The sequence below is a fragment of the Micromonospora sp. 15K316 genome (assembly GCF_004348525.1).
Taxonomy (GTDB): domain Bacteria; phylum Actinomycetota; class Actinomycetes; order Mycobacteriales; family Micromonosporaceae; genus Micromonospora.
Genome location: NZ_SMKG01000177.1, coordinates 1 through 12,213, shown reverse-complemented (window position 1 = coordinate 12,213; position 12,213 = coordinate 1). Strand labels below are relative to the sequence as shown.

At 73.2% G+C, this 12,213-nt stretch carries 12 protein-coding genes; 7 read left to right on the top strand and 5 right to left on the bottom strand.

Features of this window, described 5'->3' with window-relative positions; translation table 11 throughout:
* Positions 1–175: 175 nt before the first annotated feature.
* On the bottom strand, positions 176–862 hold the full coding sequence (locus tag E1211_RS24730; RefSeq protein WP_132351391.1) for an IclR family transcriptional regulator: 687 nt from the start codon (positions 860–862) through the stop codon (positions 176–178).
* Positions 863–911: 49 nt separating this feature from the next.
* Here E1211_RS24730 and leuC point away from each other — a divergent pair, with 49 nt between their 5' ends.
* The 3 genes from leuC to E1211_RS24715 all read left to right on the top strand — a co-directional run bounded on the left by leuC (position 912) and on the right by E1211_RS24715 (position 3,763).
* Positions 912–2,357 (top strand): 3-isopropylmalate dehydratase large subunit, encoded by a 1,446-nt coding sequence (gene leuC, locus E1211_RS24725; RefSeq protein WP_132351390.1) that lies wholly within the window; start codon positions 912–914, stop codon positions 2,355–2,357.
* Positions 2,358–2,370: 13 nt separating this feature from the next.
* Positions 2,371–2,958, top strand: a complete 588-nt coding sequence (gene leuD, locus E1211_RS24720; protein WP_132351389.1) for a 3-isopropylmalate dehydratase small subunit — start codon at positions 2,371–2,373, stop codon at positions 2,956–2,958.
* A gap of 172 nt (positions 2,959–3,130) precedes the next feature.
* Positions 3,131–3,763: an HU family DNA-binding protein gene (locus tag E1211_RS24715; protein WP_207915499.1), complete on the top strand. Its 633-nt coding sequence runs from the start codon at positions 3,131–3,133 to the stop codon at positions 3,761–3,763.
* A gap of 81 nt (positions 3,764–3,844) precedes the next feature.
* On the opposite strand, the gene E1211_RS24710 is transcribed toward E1211_RS24715, so the two are convergent.
* The 4 genes from E1211_RS24710 to cofC form a co-directional block, all read right to left on the bottom strand.
* Complete coding sequence (locus E1211_RS24710; protein ID WP_132351387.1) at positions 3,845–4,714, bottom strand: NUDIX hydrolase; 870 nt, start codon at positions 4,712–4,714, stop codon at positions 3,845–3,847.
* Positions 4,715–4,819: 105 nt separating this feature from the next.
* The gene (locus E1211_RS24705; RefSeq protein ID WP_132351386.1) at positions 4,820–7,141 is read right to left on the bottom strand and encodes an RNA degradosome polyphosphate kinase; all 2,322 of its coding nucleotides are present in this window, start codon (positions 7,139–7,141) and stop codon (positions 4,820–4,822) included.
* Positions 7,142–7,195: 54 nt separating this feature from the next.
* Positions 7,196–7,393: a cold-shock protein gene (locus E1211_RS24700; protein WP_132351385.1), complete on the bottom strand. Its 198-nt coding sequence runs from the start codon at positions 7,391–7,393 to the stop codon at positions 7,196–7,198.
* Between the two features lie 26 nt (positions 7,394–7,419).
* Positions 7,420–8,058, bottom strand: a complete 639-nt coding sequence (gene cofC / locus E1211_RS24695; RefSeq protein ID WP_132351384.1) for a 2-phospho-L-lactate guanylyltransferase — start codon at positions 8,056–8,058, stop codon at positions 7,420–7,422.
* Positions 8,059–8,186: 128 nt separating this feature from the next.
* Here cofC and E1211_RS24690 point away from each other — a divergent pair, with 128 nt between their 5' ends.
* From E1211_RS24690 to E1211_RS24675, 4 genes are all read left to right on the top strand, one after another.
* The gene (locus E1211_RS24690; protein WP_132351383.1) at positions 8,187–8,918 is read left to right on the top strand and encodes a 1-acyl-sn-glycerol-3-phosphate acyltransferase; all 732 of its coding nucleotides are present in this window, start codon (positions 8,187–8,189) and stop codon (positions 8,916–8,918) included.
* Positions 8,919–8,994: 76 nt separating this feature from the next.
* Positions 8,995–10,011: an NAD(P)H-dependent glycerol-3-phosphate dehydrogenase gene (locus E1211_RS24685; protein WP_132351382.1), complete on the top strand. Its 1,017-nt coding sequence runs from the start codon at positions 8,995–8,997 to the stop codon at positions 10,009–10,011.
* A gap of 7 nt (positions 10,012–10,018) precedes the next feature.
* On the top strand, positions 10,019–11,140 hold the full coding sequence (locus E1211_RS24680; RefSeq protein ID WP_132351381.1) for a cystathionine gamma-lyase: 1,122 nt from the start codon (positions 10,019–10,021) through the stop codon (positions 11,138–11,140).
* A gap of 163 nt (positions 11,141–11,303) precedes the next feature.
* Positions 11,304–12,092, top strand: coding sequence for a putative protein N(5)-glutamine methyltransferase (locus E1211_RS24675; protein ID WP_132351380.1), 789 nt, complete (start codon positions 11,304–11,306; stop codon positions 12,090–12,092).
* Positions 12,093–12,213: the final 121 nt, after the last annotated feature.

Here is a 12,213-nt window from a genome sequence, read left to right as displayed (position 1 = left end):
CTCTCAAGCCGGTAGCGCCGGTTCGAATCCGGTCGGGCCTTCCCGTCTGTGCTTCTCCTCCGCTGCGGCCCATTCCCCGGCCGAGTCTTCGTTGATCATGAAGTTATTGCCGTACCTGTCGGCGTGTCAGGGCAATAACTTCATGATCAACGCCGTGGAGGGCGGGGGTGGCAGGTTAGAGGCCGGAGAGGCGTTGGCCGGCGCGGACCACTGCCATCGCGTGACGCTCGCCGGGGCGTCGACCGAGGCGCTCGATCGGGCCGGAGATGCTGATCGCCGCGATCACCCGCCCGGTGCGGTCGCGGATCGGCGCCGAGACGCTCGCCACACCCGCCTCCCGTTCGGCGACGCTCTGCGCCCAGCCGCGCCGGCGCACCTCGGCCAGCGTGCGCCCGGTGAACTTGGCCCGGGGCAGCAGCGGCATCACCGCCTCCGGGGGCTCCCAGGCGAGCAGGATCTGGGCGGCCGAACCCGCCGACATCGGCAGCACCGACCCGACCGGGACGGTGTCCCGCAGCCCGCTCGCCCGCTCCGCGGCGGCCACGCAGATCCGCTCGTCCGCCCGGCGCAGGTAGAGCTGCGCGCTCTCGCCGGTGGCGTCACGCAGCGCGGAGAGCAGCGGATCCGCCGCGGTCAGTAGTACGTCGGGGGCCGCGTTGGCCAGCTCGCCCAGCCGGGGCCCCGGCCGCCAACGGCCCTGGGTGTCCCGGACCAGCATCCGGTGGATCTCGAGTGCCTGCGCGAGGCGGTGGGCGGTGGCCCGGGGAAGCTTCGTGCGCTCGACGAGTTCGGCCAGGCTGGCGCCGTCCACGCAGGCGGCCAGGATGACCACCGCCTTGTCGAGAACGCCGACACCGCTCATACTGTGTCCCACAAGCCGAAACATACCTCCCAGAATTTAGGATGTCCAGATGGTGGGAGTCACTGCTGAGCCGAGGACCCTGGCCGAGAAGGTCTGGGACGCGCATGTCGTACGGGCCGCCGCCGGTGAGCCGGATCTGCTCTACATCGACCTGCACCTCCTGCACGAGGTGACCAGCCCGCAGGCGTTCGACGGGCTGCGGCTCGCCGGCCGCCGGGTGCGCCGTACCGACCTGACGATCGCGACCGAGGATCACAACACCCCGACCGGGTACGCCGACCCGGCCTTCCGCCTGCGCCGCGGCGACCTGCTCACCGTCGCCGACCCCACCTCGCGGACGCAGTTGGAGACGCTGCGCGCCAACTGCGCCGAGTTCGGGGTCCGGCTGCACCCGCTCGGTGACGAGAACCAGGGCATCGTGCACGTCATCGGTCCGCAGCTCGGGCTCACCCAGCCCGGCATGACCATCGTCTGCGGCGACTCGCACACCGCCACCCACGGCGCCTTCGGCGCGCTGGCCTTCGGTATCGGCACCAGCGAGGTCGAGCACGTCCTGGCCACCCAGACGCTGCCGCAGAGCCGGCCCAGGACGATGGCCGTGAACGTGACCGGCCGGCTCGCCCCCGGTGTCACCGCCAAGGACCTGGTGCTCGCGCTGATCGCGCAGGTGGGCACCGGCGGCGGACGCGGGCACATCGTCGAGTACCGCGGTGAGGCCATCCGCGCCCTCTCCATGGAGGGGCGGATGACCATCGCCAACATGTCCATCGAGTGGGGCGCCAAGGCAGGCATGATCGCGCCCGACGAGACGACCTTCGCGTACCTCGAGGGACGTCCCCACGCGCCGCAGGGCGCCGACTGGGACGCGGCGGTCGCGTACTGGCGGACGCTCCCCACCGACGAGGGGGCGACCTTCGACACCGAGGTGACCCTGGACGCCAGCCAGGTCACCCCGTTCGTCACCTGGGGCACCAACCCCGGCCAGGGCGCCCCGCTCAGCGCGCGGGTGCCGGATCCGGAGCAGTTCGGCACGGACTCGGAGCGGGCCGCCGCCCGGCGCGCGCTGGAGTACATGGACCTGCGCCCCGGCACCGCGCTGCGGGACCTGCCGATCGACGTGGTCTTCGTCGGCTCGTGCACCAACGGGCGGATCGAGGACCTGCGCGCCGCCGCCGACGTGCTGCGCGGGCGGAAGGTGGCCGACGGCGTACGCATGCTCGTGGTGCCCGGCTCCGCCGCCGTGCGGGAGGCGGCCGAGACGGAGGGGCTGGACAAGGTCTTCGCCGACGCCGGCGCCGAGTGGCGCTTCGCCGGCTGCTCCATGTGCCTGGGCATGAACCCCGACACCCTGGAGCCGGGCGAGCGCTCCGCCTCCACCTCGAACCGCAACTTCGAGGGCCGCCAGGGCCGGGGCGGGCGCACCCACCTGGTCTCCCCGCCGGTCGCCGCCGCCACCGCCGTGGCGGGCCGGTTGGCCGCCCCCGCCGACCTGTGAAGGGATCACGCTGATGGAGAGCTTCACCACCCACACCGGCACCGCCGTTCCGCTCCGCCGTTCCAATGTGGATACCGATCAGATCATTCCGGCCGTGTACCTCAAGCGGGTGACCCGTACCGGTTTCGCCGACGGCCTCTTCAGCGCCTGGCGAGAAGATCCGACATTCGTGCTCAACGATCAAAAGCATTCGGGAGCGTCGATTCTTGTGGCCGGGCCGGAGTTCGGCACCGGCTCCTCCCGGGAGCACGCGGTCTGGGCGCTGCGCGACTGGGGGTTCCGCGCGGTGATCTCCCCGCGCTTCGGTGACATCTTCCGGGGCAACGCCCTCAAGGAGGGGCTGTTGCCGGTCGAGTTGGAATTGAAGGCGGTCGAGGAGCTCTGGGATCGGGTCGAGTCCGACCCGGGTACCCCGGTCACCGTCGATCTGACCGCCCGCGAGGTCCGTGCCGGGGACTCCACCTGGCCGTTCCCGCTCGACGACTTCAGCCGCTGGCGGTTGATGGAGGGCTTGGATGACATTGGACTCACCCTCCGGCACGAGGCCGAGATCGGTGCCTACGAGGCGGCCCGGCTGCCGTTCCTGCCGTCCGTGGCGTAGCCGCAGATCCGAGGCGTAGAAGCGATTCGCCCCCACCGGCCCGGCCGCTGGGGGCGAATTCGTTACGACACAAGGGCTTTTTTCGACCGAATGTTTGTGTCCAGGCAGCACAGGGCATACCGTGCGCGCAGAATGGCTCGCGTCGAGTCAGTTGCACAATCGGGAGGAAGTCGTGAACAAGGCCGAGCTCATCGAGGCGCTCGCCGTTCGCCTGGGAGACCGGAAGATGGCGACGGCCGCGCTCGACGCGGTCCTCGCTGAGGTCCAGGCGGCGGTCACCAAGGGCGAGAAGGTGGCGATCACCGGTTTCGGAGCGTTCGAAAAGCGCGTACGGGGCGCGCGAACAGCCCGGAACCCCCGGACCGGCGAGGCGGTGAAGGTCAAGAAGACATCCGTCCCGACCTTCCGCGCCGGCGCCGGCTTCAAGGAGATGGTGGCCAGCGGCAAGGTGCCGAAGGCCACGGCCGCGGCGAAGAAGACCACCACGGCCGCCAAGACCACCGGCACCAAGGCCACCACCGCCAAGGCGGCCGGCGCCAAGGCCACCCGCGCCAAGGCGACCGGGACCAAGACCACGGCGGCGGCGAAGAAGACCACTGCGGCGAAGAAGACCGCGACCAAGGCCACCAAGACCACGGCGGCCACCAAGAAGGCCACTCCGGCGCGGAAGACCGCGGCGGCGGGCCGGACGGCCGCGGCGAAGAAGACCACCGCGGCGGCCAAGAGCACGACGGCGAAGAAGGCGCCGGCGAAGAAGACGGCGGCCAAGAAGGCCCCCGCCAAGAAGGCAGCGACCCGGCGCTGACCGGTTCGGCTCCGAAGGGCGTCCACCCCGGCGGTGGGCGCCCTTCGGCGTCCGCGGGGCCGGTGCGGTACGTCCCGACGGTCAGAGGCGCTCGGCGGCGAGCAGTGCGTCGCCGGCGAACGCCAGCAACCAGCTCTCGCCCTTCGCGGTGGTGAAGTCCGCCCCGATGCGCCCGGTGAGCTGTTCCAGGGCCCCCGGAATCACCTTGCCCTGGCTGCACACCGCCGCGTTCCCACCCGCGCCGGCGAGGTCCAGCAGGCGAGCGGCGAGGGCGAGCGACCGCTCGTCGCGCTGCTGCCCGGCGCGCGGCTCGTCGAGGTCGCTGCAGACCTCGATCGGCAGGTCCAGCCGGGCGGCCGCCGGGTCCAGCGTCTGTACGCAACGCCGGGGCGAGGCGGAGAGCAGCCGTTGCGGACGGACCAACGCCACCAGCTCGGCCAGCGCGTACGCCTGTGCCCGGCCCTCGGAGTCGAGCGGTCGCGCAGTGTCCGGGCCGGTTCCGGTGCCCCGCATGCCGGCGTGGCCGTGCCGCGCCAGCAGCACGGTCGCACTCACCGGAGGAAGCGCCGCGAACGCCGCCAGCACCTCGGCGTCGTGCGGATAGCTGACCAGCCGGGCTGCCTCGTCCACGGGGAGCCAGCGCACCTCGTCGACCTCGGTACCGGGCTGGAAGCCGCCGCTGGCCACGGCCCGCATCGACCAGTAGTCGACGACCTTGGGCCGTCCCTCGCTGCGGTAGTGCGCGGACGGCAGCCGGACCTGCGGCACCCCCCGCACGTCGGACTCCTCGGCCACCTCGCGGACCGCGGCGGCCAGCGGGTGCTCGGTCGGCTCCAGCTTCCCCTTCGGCAGCGTCCAGTCCCCGTAGCGGGGCCGGTGCACGACGCACACCTCGATCCCGTCGGGACGCGGGCGCCAGGGGACTCCACCGGCCGCGCGGATCTCGGTCATCGCGTCCGTCCGGCCCGCGCGGACCCGGCCCGTAGTCGTACCCGCGAAGCGATGACGGACGGCGTACGGTGCTGGTCCATCCCGTCAGCCTATGCCTCGCCGTGGTCAGCCCGGGGTGCCACCGGCCCGGGTCAGCAGCAGTTCCTGAAGGTGGGTCAGCGGTTCGGCCGGGCTGCCCGTCCGGTGCGTCCAGGTGCCGTCGCCGGCCAGCTCGAACGCGTCCAGCTCCGGGCTCATCGCGGCGCTCAGCACGTGGTCCAGCTCGGCGCGGGCGACCGGATCGGTGACCTTCACCAGCGCCTCGACCCGCCGGTCCAGGTTCCGGTGCATCAGGTCGGCCGAACCGATCCAGAACTCGGCGTCGCCGTTGTTGCCGAACCGGAAGATCCGGGAGTGCTCCAGGAAGCGGCCGAGGATCGAGCGGACCCGGATGTTCTCCGACAGCCCCGGCACCCCCGGCCGCAGCGTGCACATGCCGCGGATCAGCAGGTCGACGTGGACGCCGGCCTGGGAGGCGCGGTAGAGCGCGTCGGTGACGGCCTCGTCGACCAGCGAGTTCACCTTGAACTGGACCAGCCCGGGCATGCCCAGCCGGACGTGGGCTATCTCCCGTTCGATCCGTTCGATGAGGCCGCGGCGGATTCCCTGCGGCGCCACCAGGAGCCGGCGGTACGCGGTCTGCCGGCTGTAGCCGGTGAGGACGTTGAACAGGTCGGTCAGGTCGGCGCCGATCTCCGGGTCGGCGGTGAGCATGCCGAAATCCTCGTAGAGCCGGGCCGTCTTGGGATGGTAGTTGCCGGTGCCGATGTGGCAGTAGCGGCGGATCTGGTTGCCCTCCTGCCGCACCACCAGCGCCGTCTTGCAATGCGTCTTGAGCCCCACCAGGCCGTAGACGACGTGGCAGCCGGCGCGCTCCAGCGTCCGGGCCCAGCCGATGTTCGCCACCTCGTCGAAGCGGGCCTTCACCTCCACCAGCACCACCACCTGCTTGCCCGCCGCGGCGGCGTCGACCAGGGCGTCGACGATGGGGGAGTCGCCGCTGGTGCGGTAGAGGGTCTGCTTGATGGCCAGCACGTTCGGGTCGGCGGCGGCCTGCTCGATGAAGCGCTGCACGCTGGTGGCGAACGAGTGGTACGGGTGGTGCACCAGGACGTCCCCGTCGCGCAGGGTGGCGAAGACGCTCCGCGGCACCTCGCCCTCGGTGAGCCGCGGGTGGGTGGCCGGCACGAACGGCTTGTCCTTCAGGTCCGGCCGGTCCGCCTCCTCGTAGAGCTGCCAGAGCGCGGAGAGGTCGAGCAGGCCGGGCACCCGCAGCACGTCCTGCTCGTCCATGTCCAACTCGCGGACGAGCAGGTCGAGCATGTTGTCGCTGATCGAGGCGGCGACCTCCAGCCGTACCGGCGGACCGAACCGCCGCCGGGCCAGTTCCCGCTCCAACGCCTGGAGCAGGTCCTCGTCCCGGTCCTCGTCGACCTCCACCTCGGCGTTGCGGGTGACCCGGAACAGGTGGCACTCGACCACCTGCATGCCGGAGAAGAGCTGACCGAGGTGGACCGAGATCAGGTCCTCCACCGGCAGCATCCGCACCCCGGGCCGGTCCCGCTGCACCCGGACGAAGCGCGGCACGTTGTTGGGCACCTTCACCCGGGCGAACAGCTCCGAACCGCCGTCCGGGTCGCGCACCGCCACGGCGAGGTTGAGTGAGCGGCCCGAGATGTAGGGGAACGGGTGTGCGGGGTCGACCGCCAGCGGCGTGAGCACCGGGAAGATCTGCTCCCGGAAGTACGCGCGCAGCCGGTCCCGCTCCGCGTCGCCCAGCTCGCTCCAGCGCATGACGCGGATCTCCTCGTCCGCGAGCTGCGGCAGCACCTCGTCGACGAAGGTCGCGGCGTGCCGCGCGGCCAGTCTCGAACTCGCCTCGGCGATCATCGCCAGCTGGGTGCGCAGCGGCATCCGGTCGCCGCCGCGGACGGGCAGCCCGGCCTGCAGGCGGCGCTTCAGCCCGGCGACCCGGACCATGTAGAACTCGTCCAGATTGCTGGCGAAGATGGCCAGGAACTTGGCACGCTCCAGCAGCGGGGTGCGCGGGTCCTCGGCGAGGGCGAGCACCCGGGCGTTGAAGTCGAGCCAGGAGAGCTCCCGGTTGAGGAACCGGTCCTCGGGCAGTGGTGGCGCGGCCGGAGGATCCTGCCGCGGCCCTGTGCCGTCGCGGGGCGCGTCCGCCGGGCCGGGGGCGGACACCGGGTCCAGCACCTCCTCCAGCCCGCTCGACGCGGCGGCCGTGTCGGCCTCGGGAGTCTCGGCCTGGGCGTACTCGGCCGAACGGCCGGCTTGGAAGCGACCGTCGACGCCGCGGCGACGGGCGCCGTTGCGGGCAGCGGCCTCTCCGGTGGCGGGCGGGTCGGTCTCCTCGCGAGGGGTGCTCACCTGCTCATAATCACCCGATTCGGGTGAACGCAAAATGAACTTGGCGACGACTGGTCAGATCATCGTCGGCAACGTCACCCGTACCACCGCGCCGGACCCGTCGGTCTCCACCCGGACCCGTTGACCCAGGCGGAGCAGGCGCAGCCCGGAGGCGTCGAAGGCGCGCGCCGGGAAGGGCAGCTCGGTGCCGTCGTCGAGGAGCAGCACGCCGCTACGGGTCGACGCGTCGTAGGTGGCCACCGTGCCCTGCATGCGTGCACCGTACACCGGGGGCCTCGTCAACGGGGTGCGGCGGCGCAGCCGACGGCGAGGGCGGCGGTACGTGGCCCCAGCCCGAGCCGGGCCGCCGCCGCGAGGTCCGCCGGCCTGTCCACATCGCGTCGCAGGCTGGGCCACTCGCCGGTCAGCGGCAGTGCCCCGCTCGCGGCGTGCGCCGCCGCCGAGCGCAGCCCGAAGCGGGGCTCCAGATCCACGCCCGGCGGCGCGGTGAGTAGCACCGTCCCGTCGCCCGGTGCGTCGGCCACGTAGCGCCGGGCCGTCGGGCCGTCCTGCGCGGCGCGCAGCGCGTCGGCCAGCTCGGCCGGGCGCAGCGCCGGCAGGTCGGCGGTGAGACCGGCCACCCAACCCGTTCCGGCGGCCTCCGCCCCGTACCGGAAGGCCGCGTTCAGCCCGGCGGCCGGCAGATCCGGCAGCACCCGGGCGCCCAGTTCCCGGGCGACGGCGCCGACCCGGGCGTCGTCGGTGACGAGGAGCACGTCGGCGACGAGCGGGCAGGCCCGTGCCGCGCGGACCGTGTCGGCCGCCAGGGCCAGCGCCAGCTCCTCGTGCGGTACGCCCGGCAGCGCCCCACGGAGGCGACTCTTCGCCACCGTCAGGGGCTTCACCGGCACCACCACGGCCCACCTCGGCTGACTCACGCCACAATCCTGCCAGTTGGTTGTCGGCACCCTCGCTGGCCCGCACCACGGTCGAGCAGGCATGATTTCCGCTGCGGGTAGCGCCGGCGGTCCGGTGCGCGGTCCCGAAGCGGCACGAGGAGGCGCGGGTGGCACGGCGGAGACTGGGATTCTGGCCACGGTTGGCTGCGCTGCTGGTGAAGCCGACCCTGACGGTCTGGACCCGGCGGACCTGGCGGGGCATGGAGCACCTGCCCCGCGAGGGCGGTGTGATCATCGTGGCGAACCACCTGTCGCACGCCGACCCGCTGGTCTCCGCGCACTTCATCTACGACTCCGGCCGCTGGCCGCAGTACCTGGCGAAGGCGAGCCTGTTCCGGATTCCGGTCATCGGGTGGATCCTGCACCGCTGCCGGCAGATCCCGGTGGAGCGAGGCACCGTCGACGCGGCTCGTTCCCTCGCCACGCTGGTGAAGGCGGTGGAGGCCGGCGGCGCCGTGGTGATCTACCCGGAGGGCACCACCAGCCGGGAACCGGAGCTGTGGCCGATGCGGGGCAAGACCGGCGCCGCGCGGCTCGCGCTGGCCACCGGGGCCCCGGTCGTCCCGATCGCGATGTGGGGTCCGGAGCAGATGTTCGACTCGCGGACCGGCAAGGTCGGGCTGCGGCCGCGGATTCCGGTGACCGTGGTGGCGGGCCCGCCGATCGACCTGAGCCGGTGGGCCGGCGCCACGCCCAGCCGGGCCACCCTCGAGGAGGTCAGCGACACGATCATGCTGCGCCTGCGGGACATGCTCGCCGAGATCCGCGGCGGCACACCCCCACCCCTCTGGGAACGGTCGAACCGTACGCAGCGCCAGCAGCAGGGCGAGGCGGCGTGAGCGAGCGGAGCGAGCGAACCATCGGGCACAGCAGCGGGGCGCCTCGCGCCGCCGCGAAGCGGAGCGGAGTGGCGGCGTGAGCGAGCGGAGTGGGCATGTCGCGGTGCTCGGGGCGGGCTCCTGGGGCACCGCGTTCGCCAAGATCCTCGCCGACGCCGGCCGTGAGGTGACCATCTGGGCGCGGCGGCAGCCGGTCGCCGACACGCTGCGGGCGCAGCGACGCAACCCGGAGTACCTGCCGCACCTGGTCCTGCCCGAGCGGGTGACCGCGACCACGGACGCGGCCGAGGCGATCAGCGGCGCCGAGCTGGTGGTGCTCGCCGTGCCGTCGCAGACGCTGCGCGCCAACCTCGCCGAGTGGGCCGATCACCTGCACCCCGACGCGACGTTGGTGTCGTTGATGAAGGGCATCGAACTCGGCACCACCAAGCGGATGAGCGAGGTGATCGTCGAGGCCGCCGGGGTGCCCGCGCACCGGGTCGTGGTCGTCTCCGGTCCCAATCTCGCCCCGGAGATCGCCGCCGAGCAGCCGGCCGCGACAGTGGTGGCCGGTACGGACGGCCGGCGGACCGCGCTCGTGCAGTCGTCGATCCGGACGCCGTACCTGCGCCCGTACACGAACGACGACGTGGTCGGCTGCGAGCTGGGCGGGGCGGTGAAGAACGTGATCGCCCTGGCGTACGGCATCGCCACCGCGATGGGCTTCGGCGACAACACCCGGGCGATGCTGATGACCCGGGGTCTCGCCGAGACCGCCCGGCTGGGCGTGGCGCTCGGCGCGGACCCGATCACCTTCGCGGGTCTCGCCGGCATGGGGGACCTGGTCGCCTCCTGCTCCTCGCCGCTGGCCCGCAACCGGACCTTCGGCGAGCACCTGGGGCGGGGCGAGACGTTGGAGCAGGCGCAGGCCGCCACCCGGCAGACCGCCGAGGGAGTGAAGAGCTGCCTGTCGATCCGCGACCTGGCCCGGGCGCACGGGGTGGAGATGCCGATCACCGAGCAGGTCGAACGGATCTGCCACGAGGGGATGGACCCGCGGATCGCCGTGGACACGCTGATGAGCCGTACCGCCAAGCCCGAGTCGTACGAGTGAGGACCGGATGAGCGAATGGGGGGACGGCACCCGCTCGGTGCACGCCGGGCTGCCCGAGCCGGCGCCGGGGCAGCCCTTCCTGCCGGGGCCGGTCTTCGCCGCGCCGTACCACCTCGACCCGTGGCAGGGACCGGCGGGCGCGCCGAACGGGTACGGCCGTCCGGACAACCCGACCCGGCGGTTGCTGGAGGCCGCGGTGGGGGAGCTGGAGGGGGGCGACTGCCGGGTCTTCGCCAGCGGGCAGGCCGCCATCACCGGCCTGCTGCTCACCGTGCTGCGCCCGGGTGACACCGTGCTGCTGCCCGCCGACGGGTACTTCCCGGTCCGGGCCTTCGCCACCGACATGCTGGAGGCCATCGGCGTTCGGGTGCTCTTCGTGCCGACGGCGGGCCCGTACCCGTCGCTGGACGGGGTCCGGCTCGTGCTGGTGGAGACGCCCGCGAACCCGGGGCTGGACGTGGTCGACGTGGCCGCCCTGGCCGGCCGGGCACGCGCGGCGGGCGCGCTGCTGGCGGTGGACAACACCACCGCCACCCCGCTCGGCCAGCGGCCGCTGGAACTCGGCGCGGACCTGGTGGTCGCCTCGGGCACGAAGGCGCTCACCGGCCACTCCGACCTGCTCCTCGGGTACGTGGCGAGCCGGTCGGCCGAGCTGGTCGAGGCGGTCACGATGTGGCGGAACACCACCGGGGCGATTCCGGGGGCGTTCGACGCGTGGCTGGCGCACCGCTCCCTGGCCACGATGGATCTGCGGCTGGGCCGGCAGTCCGCCAACGCGGAGGCGGTCGCCGCGCTGCTCGCCTCCCGGCCGGACGTGACGGGCCTGCGCTGGCCGGGGCGGCCGGAGGACCCGGCGTACCCGGTGGCGTCGAAGCAGATGCGCCGGATGCCCGGGGTGCTCTCCTTCGACCTCGGTGACGCCGACCGGGTCGCCCGGTTCATCGACGCCGCCCGGCTGGTCGTCGCGGCCACCTCCTTCGGCGGCCTGCACACCACCGCGGACCGGCGGGCCCAGTGGGGGGACGACACCTCCGCGGGCTTCGTCCGGCTCTCCTGCGGCGTGGAGGACACCGCCGATCTGGTGGCCGACATCGCCGCCGCGCTGGACGCCGCCGACCCGACCAGCTGACCGTCGCCGGCACGGGATATCGTTCCGGACGGCCCGGTGTGCGGGCCCCGACCCGAGGAGGTGAGTCCGATCCACCCGACAGCAGGACCGGCGCTCCCCTCCGCGGCCACGTCGCACCGCTAGCGGCCACCGGGGGCGCCGACGAGCATCCCCGGAGGTTCCCATGACCGTGCCCTTCCCCGTCGATCGTCCCGCCCTGGTACGGCAGCTGCGGGCTGCCGGCTGCGTCTACGCCGAGGACGAGGCGGAGCTGCTCCTCGACGCCGCCGAATCCCCGGACACCCTCGCCGACCTCGTCGCGCGCCGGATCGCCGGTGAACCGCTGGAGCACCTGCTCGGCTGGGCGGAGTTCTGCGGGCTGCGGGTCGCCGTCGACCCGGGGGTGTTCGTGCCCCGCGGACGTACCGCCCTGCTGGTGGACGTGGCGGCGGAGCTCGTCGGCCCGTCCCCCTCCGTGGTGGACCTCTGCTGCGGCTCGGGCGCGACCACGCTCGCGCTGGCGCTGCGGCTCGCCCCACGCCGGCTCGCCGCCGTCGACATCGACCCGGCGGCGGTGACCTGCGCTCGGCGTAACCTCGCCCACCTGGCCGTCCCGGTGTTCGCGGGCGACCTGTTCGCGCCGCTGCCGCCGCAGTGGCAGGGCCGGCTGGACCTGGTCGTGGCGAACGCCCCGTACGTGCCGACGGCGGCGGTGGCGTTGCTGCCGCAGGAGGCGCGCCTGCACGAGGTGCCGGTGGCGCTGGACGGCGGTCCGGACGGGCTCTCCGTGCTGCGCCGGGTCGCCGCCGGTGCGGCTCGCTGGCTCGCGCCCGGTGGGCACCTGGTGGTGGAGGCCGCCCAGGGGCAGGTCGAGGAGCTCGGCGCGGTGTTCAGGGCCGCCGGGCTGGTGCCACGGGTGCGGCGCGACGAGGAACGGGAGGCCACGGCGGTCACCGGCCGCCGCCCGGCCTGAGTCCGTACCCGGTCCGGACCGGTGTCTCGATCGCCCGACCCGGTAACGGCCGTCCGGAGCCTGGTGGGCCGATCGAGATCGAACTAGCCTCTGCTCAGGTTGGCTGGGGGAGGGGTGGGCG